Genomic DNA, 17872 nt, shown 5'->3' with positions numbered 1-17872 from the left:
ATAGGATTGAAATGAGGTTATAATTATCAAATTAGGAGGTGTGTAGTTAATATGAATAGCAACAAAGTAGAATTAACAGATTCGTGGAAATTATTGATGGACGCAGCCATTAATGCACGTAAGAATGCTTATGTGCCTTATTCAAATTTTCAAGTAGGTGCGGCTTTGCTTGATGGGAATGATAATGTCCATCTTGGCTGTAATGTGGAGAATGCGGCTTATGGTCCGACCAACTGTGCTGAACGTACCGCGTTGTTCCGTGCTATTGCTGACGGAAACAAAAGAGGCACTTTTCAAGCGATTGCTGTTGTGGGTGACACTGATGGACCTATTACTCCTTGTGGCGTATGCAGACAGGTGTTAGTGGAGCTTTGCTTGCCAGACATGCCTGTTATAATGGGGAATTTGAATGGCGACATTCAGGTAACGACCGTCGCTGAATTGCTGCCTGGCGCATTTACACCCGAATCCTTAATTAAATAGATGAACGAGGTAAAAGTTGGAAGGGGAACAAAGCAATATTATGAGTCAAAAATCAACAGGTTCTAAGAAATTCCATTCTGGGTTTGTAGCCATTGTAGGAAGACCCAACGTTGGCAAATCCACGCTAATTAACGAAATGATCGGTCAAAAAATTGCTATCATGTCGGACAAGGCACAAACAACACGTAATAAAATACATGGTGTTTACACCAAAGAAAACTCCCAAATTGTTTTTCTAGATACGCCGGGAATTCACAAGCCTACCTCAAAGCTAGGCGATTTTATGGTTAAATCCGCCATAGGCACGCTGGGTGAAGTAGATGCTGCGTTGTTCCTCATTGATGCCTCAGAGGGGATAGGCGGAGGAGATCGATTTATAATTGAGGCTTTGAAGAAGGTAAAAACACCGGTTTTTCTAATCATGAACAAAATCGATAAGATACATCCAGAATTGCTTCTGCCTCTTATCGTTAAATACAAAGACCTTCATGATTGGGCAGAGGTTATTCCAATTTCTGCACTTCAAGGCAACAATATTAATACCTTGCTTGAGGTTTTAACTGGCTACTTGCCGGAAGGGCCACAATATTATCCCGCTGATCAGGTTACAGATCACCCGGAGCAGTTCGTTTGCGCGGAGCTCATCAGGGAGAAAATTCTCCATTCAACCAGAGAAGAAATACCCCATTCGATAGCAGTGGCCATCGAGAGTATGAAGGCTCAAGAGAATGGTGTTGTTAACATTGGTGCCATTATTTACGTTGAGCGTGACTCCCAGAAGGGAATCGTAATCGGTAAACAAGGCGCACTTCTCAAAGAAGTCGGGAGACAAGCGCGCCGGGATATAGAAACGTTACTTGGCTCTCGCGTATTCCTTGAGCTATGGGTCAAGGTGAAGAAGGATTGGCGCAACCAGGAGCGGGTGCTAAAGGATCTAGGCTTTAGAAACGATTAAGTTTTTCTTGGAAATGCCGTTTTTTTACTAGCATAAGACAGGCCGGTTCATCGCATCCTATTCGTGAGCAACATTTCTGAGCGCGGAAAGGATGAATACGAATGCGAGACTTTTCGTGGAAGTATTTTACGCTGACCGGGGATGTGGACGCCTTTTTGCTTTACAAGGAAGTGGATGGGCTGGCGTTAGCAGATACGACCAGCAGTGGCGATGATGAAGCGGTAATCGCTTCGGAAGTGGATATTGCTCAATCGCTTTAAGTCGCTGTAATTGCAAGTTGGGGGAGAAACACTATGCAGTACCGGGTCGAAGGTATTGTCATCCGGAGCATGGACTATGGGGAAAACAACAAAATTGTGACGATCTATACGAAAACGCACGGCAAGGTAGGTATTGTCGTACGCGGCGCTAAAAAAGCGAAAAGCCGACATGGATCGATGACCCAGCTCTTTACGCACGGAGAATTCATTTATTTTCGGAATAGCGGGCTGGGAACGTTGACGCATGGTGAGATTATACAATCTCACCATGTTTTGCGTGAACAACTAGAGATGGCTGCTTATTCCTCGTATGCAGCGGAGCTCACGGACCGGGTGCTGCAGGAAGAAGATGCAAGCGGATATATGTATGAACAGCTTCATGCCTGTTTGACTGCCATAGAAGAAGGAAAAGATGGAGAAATTATTATCCAGCTTTTCGAGCTGAAAATTCTTGAAGCAGCAGGCTACGGACCGAACTTCGAGAGCTGTACTTCTTGCGATAATGACCAAGGGAGTATGGCGCTGAGTGCACGCTTTGGGGGTGTCCTATGTGAACGATGCCGATATAAGGATACCTCTGCACTTGTCTTGAACGAAGGGACACTAAAGCTGTTGCGACTATTCAGACGTATGGATTTGCGCCGTCTTGGAGCTATTCAGGTCAAAGATGAGACGAAGAAGCAGCTAAAGCAAGCCTTACGGTTACTGATGGATACGCATATTGGTATCACGTTGAAATCACGTTCTTTTATCGATCAAATGGATAAATTCTCAATTTAGTAAAGTAAGGTTGACATGACATCAGAAATTGGCTATGATCTATTATTATGAATATGGAACTATGATGGAGAAAGTAGCTGGAACAGTCGACTGTACAAGCGAGCTGGGGAGTAGTGAAAGCCCGGACGGACGAACCCTGCGAAAGGCGCTCTGGAGTTCACTTTTTGTATGAAAAGAGGGTTTCCGTGCATCCTAGGGGTGCTTGTTCTGGGAACCAAGTAGGGTGGAACCGCGGGAGATTATAGCTCTCGTCCCTATGTCTGACACATCAGACGTAGGGGCGTGGGCTTTTTTATATGCCTTCAGCTGCTTACAAAAAAAGGGGAGAGACGTGAAATGAATTTTCAAAGCATGATTTTGACGCTTCAGCAGTTTTGGGCTGAACAAAATTGTATCCTTGTTCAACCGTATGATACGGAGAAGGGTGCAGGGACGATGAATCCTATGACTTTCCTACGCTCGATTGGACCAGAGCCATGGAATGTCGCTTACGTAGAGCCTTCCCGCCGCCCAGCGGATGGCCGTTATGGAGAGAATCCTAATAGGCTTTATCAGCATCATCAATTCCAGGTTATTATCAAGCCTTCTCCAGATAATATTCAGGAGCTTTACCTGGAAAGCTTGAAGAGACTTGGTGTAGATCCGCTTCACCATGATATTCGATTTGTCGAAGATAACTGGGAATCGCCGACGCTTGGTGCGTGGGGTCTTGGCTGGGAAGTTTGGCTCGATGGTATGGAGGTTACGCAGTTTACTTACTTCCAACAGGTTGGCGGTATCGATGCAAACCCGGTTGCCGTTGAAATTACGTACGGTATGGAGAGGCTCGCTTCGTATATTCAAAATAAAGAAAATGTTTTTGATCTGGAGTGGGTAGAGGGCGTTACTTATGGTGATGTTTTCTTACAGCCGGAATTCGAGCATTCCAAGTATACGTTCGAGACTTCAGACTCTGCAATGCTCTTCTCATTATTCAACATGTATGAAGAAGAAGCTAAGAAAACGATGGAGCATCAGCTTGTTTTCCCTGCATACGATTATGTGCTTAAGTGCTCCCATACCTTTAATCTCCTTGATGCGCGCGGCGCGATCAGTGTCACAGAGAGAACGGGTTATATTACCCGAGTGCGTAATCTCGCACGTGCTTGTGCGGCAACTTATCTAGCGGAACGAGAACGCCTAGGCTTCCCGCTGCTTAAGAAAGAGGTGAATGCAAATGGCTAAGGATCTACTGCTTGAGATCGGACTTGAAGAGGTGCCAGCACGATTCGTGCGTGCCGCCATGAATCAATTAAAGGAAAAAACGGCTAAGTGGCTGGAAACAGCTCGAATTAGTCATGGCGAGGTTAAAGCATTTGCAACGCCGCGAAGGCTTACTGTGCTCATCCAGGGTGTAGAAGAGAAACAAACGGACGTTAGCGAAGAAGTAAAAGGACCTTCCCGCAAAATTGCTCTCGACGAGCAAGGCGCATGGAGTAAAGCCGCCCTTGGCTTTGCACGCAGTCAAGGTGTCGACCCAGAGCAGTTTTATTTTAAAGAATTAGCTGGTGTTGAGTATATTTATGCCAATAAAAGCAGCATCGGTACTGAAACAAGCGAGGTACTGCCTGAAGGCTTGATCTCGATAATTTCTTCCTTATCCTTTCCTAAGAATATGCGTTGGGGAAGCTATGAGTTTAAGTTTGTTCGGCCGATTCGGTGGTTGGTTGCATTGTTCGGCAGCGATGTCGTGCCTATTGAAATCACCAATGTGAAGAGCGGCAAGACGACTCGAGGTCATCGCTTTCTGGGCACAGAAACGATTGTTGAAGAGCCTGCTCAGTATGTAGAGAAGCTCAGAGAGCAATTCGTCATTGTGGACGTAGCTGAGCGAGAACAGCTTATTCTTGGACAAATTAATGCACTTGCAAATGAGAAAAAATGGGAAATTGCAATTAAAGAAGATTTGCTTGAGGAAGTCGTATTCCTCGTTGAGTTTCCAAGTGTATTGTTTGGTACATTTGATGAGTCATTCCTAAATATCCCGCAAGAGGTACTTGTGACTTCAATGCGCGAGCATCAGCGTTACTTCCCAGTTCTTGGAGGCGACGGCAAGCTGCTTCCTTTCTTCGTTACGGTACGCAATGGTGATCGTGTATCCATTGAACAGGTAGCCAAAGGAAATGAGAAAGTACTTCGGGCACGTTTATCGGATGCGAAGTTCTTCTATGCCGAGGATCAGAAGTTGGAAATCTCAACCGCACTGAAGAAGCTTGAAACCATTGTCTACCATGAAGAGCTTGGTTCTGTGTCAGATAAAGTACGCAGAATTGAAGCGACAGCAAGTAAGATTGCGGATACTTTGAATTTAGATGCGCAAATAGCAGCTGATGTCGCACGAACCGCTGCGATCTGCAAATTTGATTTGGTCACTCAAATGGTCTACGAATTCCCTGAGCTTCAGGGCATAATGGGTGAAGATTATGCTCGGAAGGCTGGGGAACGAGAAGCGGTAGCACAAGCCATTAATGAGCATTATCAGCCTCGATTTGCAGGTGATCGAACACCGGCTTCGATCGTAGGAGCGGTTGTCAGTTTAGCTGATAAAATCGATACGATTGTCGGTTGTTTCTCTATTGGAATTATCCCAACAGGCTCTCAGGACCCGTACGCACTGAGACGTCAAGCTGCTGGTATTGTACAAATTGTACTGGCTCATAACCTTAAGCTTCCGCTTGACGTGCTATTCGATCTGTCCCTTGCTGTGCATAGCGAAAAAGCAATGAAACGTGAAGTGTCTGACGTTCGTAAAGACTTATATGAATTTATTGCGCTTCGCGTTAAAAATGTTCTTTCCGAACAAGGAATTCGTTATGACGTTATTGATGCGGTAATGGCTTCAGGCTATAACAATTTGCGTCTCACAGTTAATCGCGCGGCTGCTGTAACAGCTGCTGCAGCAGGAGAACGTAAAGAAGAATTCAAAACAGTAGTAGATGCTTTGAACCGTGTGTGCAACCTTGCTTCAAAAGCAGCGTCTAAAGAAGTGAAGCCTGTTCTGTTTATTGAATCTGCCGAGAGTGAATTATATGCGGCATGGCAAACTGTCAGTGATGACCTTACGCTTGCTGTAAACAATAATGATCCTGCTGCTGCTATCATTAAACTTACGGAGATCAAAGATGCCATCAATACATTCTTCGATCAGGTCATGGTAATGGCTGAGGATGAAGCAGTTAGAGCGAATAGGCTTGCCTTGCTTGCGGTTCTTGCAGATGGAATCAACAAAGTAGCTGATTTTTCCAAATTAGTTTGGTAGTATACAAAAGTTCGTAAATAAGGAGAGATGACGATGGCAGCTTATGAACAGCCCGAAGTGATTATTTATGTTCTTTCGGATTCCGCCGGTGATACAGGTGAGCTTGTTGTGCGAGCTGCGGTCGCCCAGTTTCATCCTCTTATAGCGGACATCCGGCGAGCGCCGTTCGTACATGATGCTGCGACGCTCGAACGGTTCGTCCTCCAGGCCAAAGAACATAACGCGATTTTACTTTATACGCTTGTTCTTCCAGGGCTATGTGAACGGATGGCGGAGTTCGCTAAGGAGCATTCTGTAGTCGCTATTGATTTGCTTGGTTCTTTAATCGACAGCTTGGAGGCAAAGACCAATCGAAGCTCTAGGCATGAGCCTGGTCTGAACCATGTTCTGGATGAGGATTATTTTCGCAAGGTGGAAGCCGTTGAATTTGCTGTTAAATATGACGACATGAGAGATACGACGGGGATCTTGAAAGCAGATATCGTACTTGTCGGTGTCTCACGCACGTCAAAAACACCTTTATCCATGTATTTGGCACATAAAAAGTTCAAAGTGGCGAACGTGCCGCTGATGCCGGAGCTTCAACCTCCCGATGAGCTATTTCAAATTCCAAAAGATAAAGTTATTGGTCTTACCATCAATGTGCAATACCTCAATATCATCCGTAAAGAACGCTTGAAGGCATTGGGGCTGCCGGATAGTGCAGATTATGCCACGATTACCCGGATTGAACGGGAGCTGGAATACGCAGCTGCGATTACGAAACGAATTGGCTGTCTGGTCATTGATGTTTCGCATCGAGCAGTTGAGGAGACGGCTAGTCTTATACTGGAGCATATCGAATCAAACTAAATACCTATGCAGGATTTTTTCGTTATTTGCCGTATATAATAGTACGGTACTTTAATAGAAATTGCGGTGATGCATGAATATGACAACCGTTCCTACAATTGTAGTCGATGCTGATGCTTGTCCGGTTAAACGTGAAATTATTGATGTTGCACGCATCTGGTCCATACCGGTGCTTATGGTTGCATCGCATGATCATCGTTTAGAAGCGGAAACCGGTGTTCAAATTATGCAGGTCGATCGAAGTGACCAATCCGTTGATTTGTATATTTCTAATCATATTTCCAAGGGAGATATTGTCGTAACACAGGACTTTGGACTCGCGACGATCGTTTTATCAAGAGGAGCAATCGCTTTATCACCGCGAGGTCAACAATATGATGACAGCAATATAGATTATTTAATGGAACGCAGACATGAACTGGCCAAACGCAGGCGCGGCGGAGGCAAAACCAAAGGTCCAAAAGCGATGACTTCCGAAGATCGTGTCTGTTTTCAGCAAAAGCTGACAAAAGTTTTAAGAAGTTGGCAGGAGAATGATGAACCGTAGCGAATAGTATTACGTGTCATTTAGGATGAAGGTGAAGGGGTATGGCTTACGATAAAATACCGGATTCCGCAATTGAAGCGGTGCTCCGGCATCACGATATCGTAGAAACGGTAGGCAAGTACGTTCACCTCTCGAAGCTCGGGAAATACATGAAGGGCTTATGTCCCTTCCATTCAGAAAAAACGCCTTCGTTTACCGTTACGCCGGAGAAGCAGATATTTTATTGTTATGGGTGCGGTAAAGGTGGCAATTCCATTAAGTTTATAGAGGAAATTGAAGAATATTCATTTCCTGAAGCCGTTCGCTTCATGGCAGAGGAAGCTGGCATTCCGATCACATGGGCAGGACAGCAAGACAAACAAACTTCGGCTGAGGCGAGTATTCGCGAGAAGTTGATCGAGGCTCATGAGTTAACTGCTAAGTTTTACCATTATTTGCTCATGAACACTACTCACGGCCAGCCAGCTATGCAGTATCTGCGATCCAGAGGCGTCACGGATAAACAAATCGATCAATTCATGATTGGTTATGCGCCTCCGGAATGGGACACGCTCACTCGTTTTCTTGAGAAACGGGAGTTCAAAGCTGATTTGATGGAAAAAGGCGGACTGCTTGTGGCGAAGCATGATGGAAGCGGCTATATCGATCGATTCCGAGATCGGATCATGTTTCCTATATGGAATCGAGACGGCAAGACGATTGCATTAGCTGGCAGGATGCTTGGAGAGGGTCAACCCAAATATTTGAACTCGCCAGAGACGATGCTGTTTAACAAAAGCCGGAATTTTTATAACTTTCATCATGCTAGACCAACGATGAGGAAGAGCCGCCGAATTATTTTGTTCGAAGGCTACATGGATGTGATTAAAGCTTGGAGTGCCGGTGTAAGTAACGGTGTTGCTACAATGGGAACCGCGCTGACAGAAGAGCATGCCGCCGTGCTGCAGCGAAATGTTGATGAAGCGATTCTTTGTTACGATGGCGATAATGCCGGACAAGCAGCAGTGTTGAAGTCAATTCCGATCTTGGAAAAGGTAGGTCTGCGGGTTCAAGTAGCTATGCTGCCCAAAGGCATGGATCCAGATGATTTTATTGAACAATATGGTCCGAATACCTTTCTGCAGGATACGATTGAACACCCCGTATCCGTAACAAAATTTAAACTAATATATACAAAAAAAAGCCATATACTCCTAGAAGAAGAGGGACAGAAAAACTATCTGCTCGAGGCAGTCGGCATTGTTGCTGAACTTGAATCGCCTACTGAGCGAGAGTTTCATCTAAAGGAACTGTCCCGTGAGTTCGATATTTCTCTGGAGTCATTAAAGCAGGACTGCTTTCAACATCGGCAGCAGCTGCAAAAAATGAAACCACAAAGGGATAATAACGACAATTCGTGGAATAATGGTAGGAATGAAAACAGGAATGAAAACCGACGTACGTCCTCGGCACCGCCCGTACTGCCTGCCTATCAGGTAGCTGAGCGAAGATTGCTTGCCCAAATGCTGCAGGATGTCGATACGGCAAATGCGGTTCACGAGAAGCTTGGAGAAGCTTTCAACGTGGAGGATCACGCAGCTCTTGCTGCTTACTTATATGCTTATTATGCGCTAGGACATGATCCGGATGTCAGCCGGTTTATTGCTTCGCTCCACGATGACCGTCTCGAGCGGACGGCTGCTTCAATCTTAATGACGGATGATGAATTTCCATTCGACGAGCATTTGCTTGTTGATTACATAAAGGAAATTCAAAAAATTCCGAGATTTCGTGAAATCGAACATAAGAAAGAAGATATGGTGCGAGCAGAACGTTCTGGCGACATGTTATTGGCGGCACAAATTGCAAGTGAGATTATAGCCCTAGAGAGACAGTTAAAAGGTCGGAATGATGATCATTTCTAGGGAGGAGGGAGTCGGAATATGGCGAATGATCAACATACTGAGTTAGATACCGAGCAAAAGCTGGAGATTGTAAAAGAACAGCTGATTGAACACGGTAAGAAAAGATCCTCTTTAACGTACAAAGAGATTATGGAGAAGCTCTCTCCCTTTGATCAGGATGCAGAACAAATCGACGAGTTTTTTGAGCAGCTTGACGATATTGGCATTGAAGTAGTGAATGAGAACGACGATCTTCCGATTAGCAATAGAGATGATCAGGAACGTGAGCCCGATGAATTCAATTTCGACGATGATCTTGCGCTTCCACCAGGCATCAAAATCAACGATCCCGTTCGGATGTATTTGAAAGAAATTGGCCGTGTTCCTTTGTTATCAGCGGATGATGAGATTGAATTAGCCAAACGGATAGAAGTTGGCGATGATGAAGCCAAACGTCGACTTGCAGAGGCAAATCTTAGACTCGTCGTTAGTATTGCGAAACGTTATGTAGGTCGTGGCATGTTGTTCCTGGATCTTATTCAAGAGGGTAACATGGGTCTAATCAAAGCGGTTGAGAAATTCGACTTTACCAAGGGCTTCAAATTTAGTACGTATGCGACATGGTGGATCAGGCAAGCGATTACTCGTGCCATTGCTGACCAAGCTCGTACGATTCGGATTCCCGTTCATATGGTCGAGACAATCAACAAACTAGTGCGGGTCTCTCGTCAGCTGCTTCAAGAGCTTGGTCGTGAACCAAGTCCAGAGGAAATTGCGGCAGAGATGGACTTAAGCACAGAAAAAGTTCGAGAAATTATGAAAATCGCGCAGGAACCGGTTTCCTTGGAAACGCCAATCGGTGAGGAAGACGATTCACACTTAGGCGATTTCATCGAGGATCAGGAGGCACTTGCACCGGCTGATGCGGCGGCTTACGAATTGCTCAAGGAGCAATTAGAGGACGTGCTGGATACATTGACCGAGCGTGAGGAGAACGTATTGCGACTTCGTTTCGGACTTGATGATGGTCGTACGCGGACACTCGAAGAAGTAGGTAAAGTATTCGGAGTAACTCGTGAGCGTATTCGTCAGATTGAAGCTAAAGCACTGCGCAAACTGCGCCATCCTAGCCGCAGCAAACGATTGAAGGATTTTTTAGAGTAAACATATGGACCTTTCTGCTTAGGCAGCGAGGTCTTTTTCCTTACAGGCGTATCAAAGCGTACATATTCTGGCTTCTACAATTGCCGCTAGAGGGGAACGAACGGCCAACATGGATCAGGAGCGTCGTAAAACGATTGTCAAAGAGATCGAACATTGGCAGCGAAGTAAGCTGCTTCCAGATCAGTACTGTGATTTCTTGTTAAATCTGTATCTAGAACAAGGAGAAGAACGTGAACCATCCAATTTTGCCGGCAAAGCCGTCAATGTGGTGAAACGTGCTTCTTGGAAACAATGGCTCCTTACATTTGGTATTTTTTCCTTGATTTGTTTCGTTGTGCTTTATTTTAACGTTTTTCATCCGCTATTGCAAATCGGTATTTCGTTGTCTGGGGTGTATATTTTATTGCTAATTGGACAGCGTTATCGAAGGAAAAATGAAGCCTCAGGCATCGGGTTTATCGGTATCGGAATGCTATTAATGCTTGGCTCGGGATTGTACATGCTGCAACTTCATGAGCTAGAATCTTGGGGCTGGAAAGCAGGGCTTCTGGCAGCCTGCGCGTTATTTTGGATTATTTTTGGGATAGGTGCTCGAATACCGCTTTTGCATTTGAGCGGATGGATGGCCTCCTTTCTTGTATATGCCTGGCTGCTGTCGAATAATACGATTTCGCCTGCGTGGTATGAGATTCAGCTCTATTGGCTTCCGGCTTCTTTTGTATTTGGATGGTGCAGTTGGTTCATTCATCGCTGGTCAAGGCCAGTTGCGGCTATTCTGTTTGTTGCAGGTGCTCTCATCTGGTTTATGCCGGAATTATATGCTGCGGTATTCGCAGTGGATCATACATGGTTACAAATTCAGCTATTTGTCAAAATTATAGTGGGCGGATCTATTCTATTCTCGCTTCGAAAACAATGGATTGTGTGGGTTGCTTAATATGATAAAGTTATCAAAACGATTGCAAACGATTGCGGATCTTGTTACGGATGGTTCCCGAATTGCTGATATTGGCTCCGATCATGCACTGCTGCCGGTCTATTTGGTCCAGAGCGGAAAAAGCCCATCCGCAGTCGCGGGGGAATTGCCTGATGGTCCATTCCTGGCTGCTAAGAAACAAACGGCAGAGGCCGGCTTAAAGAGCGTTATCCAGGTTCGACAAGGTGACGGACTAAGTGTTCTGAACCCTGGTGAAGTGGATACGGTCACAATTGCCGGAATGGGTGGAAGCCTTATGGCCGATATTCTTGAAGCTGGCTGGCGCTCGGGGAAGCTAGCTGGAGTAACGGAACTTGTGCTGCAGCCCAATGTGGGTGAGGATTTGGTTCGCCGCTGGCTTATAAGTAAGGGATTTGTTTTGCAAGGTGAGATGATTCTCGAAGAAGATGGTCGGATCTATGAGGTTCTTCATGCTTGGTCAGCCAGTCATTTGAAGCTTAATCATGATAATGAATGGGTATATCAAACCTCTATTCTCTCTGTGGATATGGAAGATGAAACGAAGACGGAATGGTTATATCGTATGGGCCCGTATTTATTGCGTCAGCCATCAGAATTGCTTACGAAGAAGTGGCAGTTTGAATTAGGGAAGCTGTCTCGAATTTGTCAGCAGCTTACGCTCTCAGAAGCAGAAGAATCCAGGGGAAAAGAAGCGCAGTATCGCGCAGAAATGAAGCAAATTAAGGAGGTGCTTGCATGTTTGCCAACGGTCAAACCATCGTCCAGCTAATGGAGCAGCTAGCTCCTAAACATTACGCGGTTGAGAATGACAAAATTGGACTGCAATTAGGCACCCTCCAAAAGGAAATAAAAAAGATTTTGGTTGCGCTTGATGTAACGGATGAAGTGGTTGATGAGGCCATCAAGATAGGCGCTGAACTCATAATCGCACATCATGCGATAATTTATCGACCGCTAGCGAAGGTAGATACCTCAACAATCGCAGGAAAGCTTTATGAGAAACTAATAAAGAACGACATTGCGGTCTATATCGCACATACCAATCTGGATGTTGCCGAAGATGGGATCAATGATTGGATGGCAGACATGGTCGGTATCGCCAATGATGGACGGACTTGTTTGGAAGAAGTGCACACGGACAAGCTGTATAAGTTGGTCGTCTTTGTTCCGCAGAGCCACCATGAGCAAGTTTTGGCGGCGATATGGAATGCAGGTGCTGGCGGAATAGGTAACTATAGATCATGCAGCTTTAATATAGAGGGCACAGGTACTTTTCTGCCAGGTGAAGGTACGCACCCGTTTATCGGTGAAAAGGGGCGCTTAGAGCGGGTTCAAGAAATTCGTGTGGAGACGATTGTTCCCTACAGTGCTCATCGTAAAGTAGTTCAGGCTATGCTGAAGGTACATCCTTATGAAGAAGTCGCTTATGATTTGTATCCAATGGATCTCAAAGGGCGTTCCTTTGGTCTTGGACGGGCTGGTAAATTGACGGCGCCTATTAAGCTTGGCGGCTTGATTGACCGAGTAAAGGAAGTATTTGACGTGTCAATGGTGCGATTTGTTGGTGATTCGGAACGTGAGATACGTAAGGTGGCCGTACTCGGGGGAGCAGGATCCAAATATATTCGTCACGCCATGTTTGCGGGAGCGGATGTGCTTATAACGGGGGATATTGATTATCATACCGCACAGGATGCACTAGCTGCTGGCTTGGCGATTATTGATCCAGGACATAATATTGAGAAAATCATGAAGCCTAGGGTAGCGGAATGGCTCAACAGTCGTCTCCTGGAACGTAAATCTACGACCACTGCTGTAGCTTCTACTGTCAATACAGAACCGTTTCAATTTATCTAGGGACACGACATCTATTCACGAGTTAAATTTGGGAGTCGTTTCAGCCTTGAGCTTTTGCTTTATTCTTAGTATACTAGCTAAGCACCGGAAAGTTTGACAGACAATCGCTGGTGGCTGATGAGGCCGCGAGAGGAAAGTCCGGGCTCCGAAGGGCGAAGATGCTGGATAACATCCAGTCGGCGCGAGCCGAAGGATAGTGCCACAGAAATGGACCGCCGATGACCGGTTAGCCGGAACAGGCAAGGGTGGAACCGTGGTGTAAGAGACCACGAGGACCGTTGGTGACAACGGTGCTGGTAAACCCCATCTGGAGCAAGACCGAGAGAACGAAGCAGACGAGCGGATTAGTCCGTTTGCGCTGCACCCTTGCCCGGGGAGCGTTCGGGTTGGTTGCTTGAGCTGATTAGCAATGATCGGCCTAGATAGATGATTGTCGCTCAAAAGTGGGAGGGTTGTTCCCGTTCGAACCACAGGCGAGCACAGAACCCGGCTTACGGCAAACTTTCCATTCACAGTAAACAACCCGCTAGGCACTCGCCTTGCGGGTTGTTTGTATATGGATGAACAGATATGCCTAGCGGGATATAACAAAAGGACATTTCAACAAGATGATTGTTCACCTTGGAGAAAGTCCTTCTCATTTCTTATCAGCATGCTTATGGTTTTTTGATGAACTGCTTGTACTTTTGTTCAATCTGTTCTAATCGACGCTCCACTTGCTTAGGAAACTGCTGTAAGGATACTTTAGTTTGTTTAGCCGTTTCCAGCGCTTGGACAATGTCAATTTGTCCATAACCAAAGTCATTATCTTTTCCTTTAGCACCGAGATCTTTCGCCGACTTCCTCATGATATCCATAACCTCGACGTTGGATAAACTCGGGTTTGTGGAGCGAATCAGACCGGCAAGTGCTGCGACATGAGGGCTGGCCATCGAAGTGCCTGACAATGCTGCATATTGGCTTCCAGGATACGTACTGGCGATACTTGCTCCTGGTGCAGCGACATCGATATAATCGCCAAAATTGGAGAATGACGATCTGGAGCCATTGGCATCGGTCGATGCGACGGCGAGGACTTCGGGGTAAGCGGCAGGGTAGCCAGGACGATCGGTATTGTCATTACCGCTAGCAGCAACCAGCACGACATCGCGATCATAGGCGTATTTCACTGCATCATGTAAGAACTCAGCTTGAGCATAGTTGCCTAGGCTCATATTGATCACTTTGGCTCCATGGTCTGTCGCCCAAATGATACCTTCCGCTACCGTGTAGGTTGACCCTGCTCCGCTGCTATCGAGAACCTTTACGGGAAGTACTTTGTTATACCAGGACAGACCTGCCACACCTTCTCCATTATTTACGTTGGCTGCAATTATGCCGGATACATGTGTACCATGGCCGACATCATCCTCTGGTGGAGCGCCATCGCTAACAAGGTTCGTACCTGTTGCAATCTTGCCCTTAAGATCAGGATGATCCATCTGCACGCCTGTATCAAGGACGGCAATTAATACTTTCTCGCTGCCTTTGGAGACACTCCAGCCTTTCTCCGTTTCAATAGACGGCAAATTCCATTGGTATTGGGAATAAAGCGCGTCGTTGGGAATAATTCCTTTAACATCATTGGTCATGTACAAATAATGAGGCTCGACATATTGGGGATTCCACGTCGATTGAAAATAACGCATCATCGGTTCAGCTTCCATTTTCTCGGAACGGAAAACATACGTATAACCAAGCTTTTTGATCGAAAGCGCGGAAACATCTTTTTTCATCTGCTCCAGATCAGCTTTAGTCGGAGGCTGTTGAAATTTAACAACCACTTCATTGATGTGATAGTGACTGGCATTGCCGTTGTCTTCACCGCTATTTACGGTTGTATCCTGCAAAGTATTGGGTATGACAGATTCGATCTTGTACTTTCCTTCAGCTGGATACGGAATTAGGCGAAGGTTGCGATGCTGATGCTGCTCAACATGAGTAATAATGTCTTGGAGCAATAGCCCAATAATCCCATCCCCCTTGTGAAGAGAATCAGGGACGGAAACGATAAGATATCTGTGCGAGTTCACCTTTAACGGTGCAGAGGAGTAAGCTTGTCCCTTGCTCAAAAGCTTCTTCGCTTCCGCTAAATGGGTATCTATTTCTGTTGAACCGCTCGGCTTATTCCCTCTTGTGATTACGTGACCACTCTTAATCCATGTGACGTAAACCATCTGTTTATGCTTCTTCACCAAATCAGCAAGCTGCTTTTCATTGGAGCTTGCTGATTTACTATGAGAAGCTACCAATAATTTGTGGAAGTTCTTTGAACATTCCGACTTGCAAAGTAACGCGGTGGCTTCCATGTCTTGTTTAACTCTGGCCATCTTAAGATTTCGCTCCCGTTCGGCGGCCATGGGCTTGACGGTTTTGGATTTATCACTGATTGGGGTCGTGTGATTGGGAGAGCCAAACCAAGGCATCAGCGGAATAAGAAAAGCTGCCGCTGCCAGCACTGCAAACCAGCCGATCCACTTGCGTCGCATATAGGTGGGACCTCCTTGAACATGACTGCTCATTGATGAACCGGTTGAACCGGCTGCTAATGATTAGAGTTTGGTGTGAGGCATGAAAATATACAAGTATTCTTGGCAAACGACAGTACCATCCGCATGTATTTTGTGGTACGATGTTCATGGTTTAAGTATTGTTGTGATTATGAAAGGGGATCTACCGATTATGCCTTCCAATAACGTGAAACCACTTAGTGAATCAACGCGAGACAAATTAAAATTATCTATTGGTCATTTGGAGATGTTTTTAAATCAGCATGCGCTTCAACAGTTAACAGCTGAAGATCAAGAGAATGAAGCGGAGCTTTTCTATAAAGGATTGCTGTCTGATCTTCGCCACCTGCTCGTATTCTCCGAAGTGGCTTATGAGAAACTGGGAGTGGCTTTGCGGCGGGCTAATTTTGAAGTTGAATTTGCCGAGCGTGCTCTGTATGAAGTGTACCACCAATGTGTAAATGCATTCTTTTATCCGAAGAATGAATGCTACTCTGAGGATGGACGTTACGCTTATACGGGACAAGATGCCATTCGCTTCCGCAAGAAGCCTGTTAACAATGCGCGGGATATCGTGCTTACGGTTTCTAAAGTGTATGAAGAGCTTCGAGACGATCTATCCTATTACGAGAGCGACTACATGACACAGCGTCGTATGCAAGGACAAAAATAAGGCAAGCATAACTCACCCCCGGTACGGGCAACTTGATACCGGGGGTGATTTTTATGCCGAATGGCGTAAGCTGCAGCGTTGCAAACTGTTCCTTCTGGGGACAAGGCAATCAATGCAATGCCGATCAAATCATGATCGACATCGACAGTCACGCGAACAATAATGGGGATACAGAATTTGCCGCTGAAGGTTTTGGACATGAACACAAGGATAAGGCAGTCAATCAAGCTGAGACTTGTTGTCATACTTTCAAGGCGAAGGAGTGAGGCCATATGGAGCGCCGTCCCGATTACAGTCCGCACGATGATACTGAAACGCGTCCAGGTTACCATCAGGACAGTCATGCGTACAATGAAGAGATGTCTGCTGAATTAGCTGCACCGTCCTCCATACAAAGAATTAATCATTCCGACCGTCCTCTTGAAGAGGAAGCTGTTCGCAAGACACGCTCAGCGGGCCATGCAACAGGATGGGCAGCATTAGTTATCGCCTTGCTGTCATGGTTTGTCTGGCCGGTGCTGCTTGGTGCAACAGCTGCTGTCGTCGGATTCTTGGCTTATCGTCAAGGGGCAAGAGGTCTTGGCATATGGTCGATCACACTTGGTCTTATCGCACTAGCTACTTATTTGGTGCTCATTCCTATTTACTACGCAATAACCTAATTTAGTGAAATGAACAAAGCCGGCGAGAACTATTCGTCGGCTTTTTTCTTTGAGAACATATTTGGGTCTAAGGTCTCACTGGCGGTTATGATGAAAAACATGTAAAATAAAAACAAATCATGTCATTTAGACACTTATGATCACTTATGATGGAGGCAAACAATGAGCATTGATCCACGTATTCTAAAAACGTTGCTGCAGCTGCAATGGATGCCTAGTCTCGATATAAACGGTTCGAATCAAAATAATGTGCTTTCCACAGATAGTAGTCAGGATGGAACCTCATTGTTCGGCACAATGCTTCAGCAGTTAATGGCGGGTGCAGGCAATAGCTCAGATCTACCGACAGTTACAAGTTTGCAAGCCTCATCGAATGCGATACCGCTTGGCTACAATACTCCCATGCTTAATCAGTCAATCGGAGGGATGTCCCCGATATCCGATCTGGAGAGCAGTCAAGCAAACTCAACGACTTACGATACCTATATTAATCAAGCTGCGAACAAGTATGGGGTGGATCCAACACTCATCAAAGCAGTAATCGATACAGAATCTTCCTTTAATACAAATTCGGTCTCTTCTGCAGGTGCCAAAGGGCTCATGCAGCTAATGGACGGAACAGCTCGCGGGCTTGGCGTTACAAACTCATTTGATCCTCAGCAAAATATTGATGGTGGAACACGTTTCCTTTCTTACCTGCTCCGCAAGTATGATGGTAACGTGGAGACGGCACTGGCAGCTTATAATGCAGGACCAGGACGAGTTGATCGTACGGGTATCCAGAACGATGCTGATTTGGCCGACAAGCTGCAGCTCCTACCGAAAGAAACACAGAAGTATATGGGGAAGGTACTCCATAAGCAGGCATTATACAGGGCAGTTTAATAATTAGATGTAGTTTGGGTTAGGAGAGAATAGATCGCGGGGAAGCTCTGAACGGTATCTATGCCG

General features: G+C 45.8%; 18 protein-coding genes and 1 other RNA gene. 18 read left to right on the top strand and 1 reads right to left on the bottom strand.

All coding sequences use genetic code 11. From position 1 onward, the window contains the following. Positions 1 to 51 precede the first annotated feature (51 nt). The 14 genes from cdd to rnpB all read left to right on the top strand — a co-directional run bounded on the left by cdd (position 52) and on the right by rnpB (position 13546). Entirely contained in the window at positions 52 to 483 is a 432-nt protein-coding gene (gene cdd / locus EKN16_RS12855) for a cytidine deaminase (protein WP_125657522.1), read from the top strand. Positions 484 to 523: 40 nt separating this feature from the next. Further along, complete coding sequence (era, locus tag EKN16_RS12850) at positions 524 to 1438, top strand: GTPase Era (protein ID WP_125657519.1); 915 nt, start codon at positions 524 to 526, stop codon at positions 1436 to 1438. 101 nt (positions 1439 to 1539) lie between these two features. After that, positions 1540 to 1698 (top strand): YqzL family protein, encoded by a 159-nt coding sequence (locus EKN16_RS12845; protein WP_125657516.1) that lies wholly within the window; start codon positions 1540 to 1542, stop codon positions 1696 to 1698. A gap of 33 nt (positions 1699 to 1731) precedes the next feature. Further along, complete coding sequence (recO, locus tag EKN16_RS12840) at positions 1732 to 2478, top strand: DNA repair protein RecO (RefSeq protein ID WP_125657513.1); 747 nt, start codon at positions 1732 to 1734, stop codon at positions 2476 to 2478. 336 nt (positions 2479 to 2814) lie between these two features. Further along, positions 2815 to 3702, top strand: a complete 888-nt coding sequence (glyQ, locus tag EKN16_RS12835; RefSeq protein WP_125657510.1) for a glycine--tRNA ligase subunit alpha — start codon at positions 2815 to 2817, stop codon at positions 3700 to 3702. Then, positions 3695 to 5776, top strand: coding sequence for a glycine--tRNA ligase subunit beta (gene glyS, locus EKN16_RS12830; protein WP_125657507.1), 2082 nt, complete (start codon positions 3695 to 3697; stop codon positions 5774 to 5776). The genes glyQ and glyS overlap by 8 nt, the downstream gene beginning before the upstream one ends. Before the next feature lie 33 nt (positions 5777 to 5809). After that, complete coding sequence (locus EKN16_RS12825; RefSeq protein ID WP_125657504.1) at positions 5810 to 6628, top strand: pyruvate, water dikinase regulatory protein; 819 nt, start codon at positions 5810 to 5812, stop codon at positions 6626 to 6628. A 73-nt stretch (positions 6629 to 6701) separates the two neighbouring features. Next, the gene (locus EKN16_RS12820) at positions 6702 to 7175 is read left to right on the top strand and encodes a YaiI/YqxD family protein (RefSeq protein WP_125657501.1); all 474 of its coding nucleotides are present in this window, start codon (positions 6702 to 6704) and stop codon (positions 7173 to 7175) included. Between the two features lie 41 nt (positions 7176 to 7216). Further along, entirely contained in the window at positions 7217 to 9079 is a 1863-nt protein-coding gene (gene dnaG / locus EKN16_RS12815; protein ID WP_125657498.1) for a DNA primase, read from the top strand. An 18-nt stretch (positions 9080 to 9097) separates the two neighbouring features. Then, positions 9098 to 10222: an RNA polymerase sigma factor RpoD gene (gene rpoD / locus EKN16_RS12810; protein WP_125657495.1), complete on the top strand. Its 1125-nt coding sequence runs from the start codon at positions 9098 to 9100 to the stop codon at positions 10220 to 10222. Between the two features lie 109 nt (positions 10223 to 10331). After that, on the top strand, positions 10332 to 11159 hold the full coding sequence (locus EKN16_RS12805; protein WP_125657492.1) for a hypothetical protein: 828 nt from the start codon (positions 10332 to 10334) through the stop codon (positions 11157 to 11159). A gap of 1 nt (position 11160) precedes the next feature. Beyond that, positions 11161 to 11949 (top strand): tRNA (adenine(22)-N(1))-methyltransferase, encoded by a 789-nt coding sequence (locus EKN16_RS12800; RefSeq protein ID WP_179955605.1) that lies wholly within the window; start codon positions 11161 to 11163, stop codon positions 11947 to 11949. Beyond that, positions 11916 to 13037: a Nif3-like dinuclear metal center hexameric protein gene (locus EKN16_RS12795; protein ID WP_125657489.1), complete on the top strand. Its 1122-nt coding sequence runs from the start codon at positions 11916 to 11918 to the stop codon at positions 13035 to 13037. The genes EKN16_RS12800 and EKN16_RS12795 overlap by 34 nt, the downstream gene beginning before the upstream one ends. A gap of 88 nt (positions 13038 to 13125) precedes the next feature. Next, positions 13126 to 13546: RNase P RNA component class A (gene rnpB, locus EKN16_RS12790), an RNA gene on the top strand. Positions 13547 to 13693: 147 nt separating this feature from the next. Here rnpB and EKN16_RS12785 read toward each other — a convergent pair. After that, positions 13694 to 15565, bottom strand: coding sequence for a S8 family peptidase (locus EKN16_RS12785; protein WP_125657486.1), 1872 nt, complete (start codon positions 15563 to 15565; stop codon positions 13694 to 13696). A 193-nt stretch (positions 15566 to 15758) separates the two neighbouring features. On the opposite strand from EKN16_RS12785, the gene EKN16_RS12780 reads away from it, so the two are divergent. The 4 genes from EKN16_RS12780 (at position 15759) to EKN16_RS12765 (ending at position 17806) form a co-directional block, all read left to right on the top strand. Then, the gene (locus EKN16_RS12780) at positions 15759 to 16259 is read left to right on the top strand and encodes a YpuI family protein (protein WP_125666195.1); all 501 of its coding nucleotides are present in this window, start codon (positions 15759 to 15761) and stop codon (positions 16257 to 16259) included. A 53-nt stretch (positions 16260 to 16312) separates the two neighbouring features. After that, positions 16313 to 16525 carry a DUF1540 domain-containing protein gene (locus EKN16_RS12775; protein ID WP_125657483.1) on the top strand — a complete coding sequence of 71 codons (213 nt, stop codon included), beginning with the start codon at positions 16313 to 16315 and terminating at the stop codon, positions 16523 to 16525. A gap of 6 nt (positions 16526 to 16531) precedes the next feature. Then, positions 16532 to 16921 carry a hypothetical protein gene (locus EKN16_RS12770; RefSeq protein ID WP_125657479.1) on the top strand — a complete coding sequence of 130 codons (390 nt, stop codon included), beginning with the start codon at positions 16532 to 16534 and terminating at the stop codon, positions 16919 to 16921. Between the two features lie 162 nt (positions 16922 to 17083). Further along, positions 17084 to 17806 (top strand): lytic transglycosylase domain-containing protein, encoded by a 723-nt coding sequence (locus EKN16_RS12765; RefSeq protein ID WP_125657476.1) that lies wholly within the window; start codon positions 17084 to 17086, stop codon positions 17804 to 17806. The last annotated feature ends 66 nt before the right edge of the window (positions 17807 to 17872 follow it).

Source organism: Paenibacillus baekrokdamisoli (genome assembly GCF_003945345.1).
GTDB lineage: Bacteria > Bacillota > Bacilli > Paenibacillales > Paenibacillaceae > Paenibacillus_Z > Paenibacillus_Z baekrokdamisoli.
This window is presented reverse-complemented; position numbering and strand designations above follow the sequence as displayed.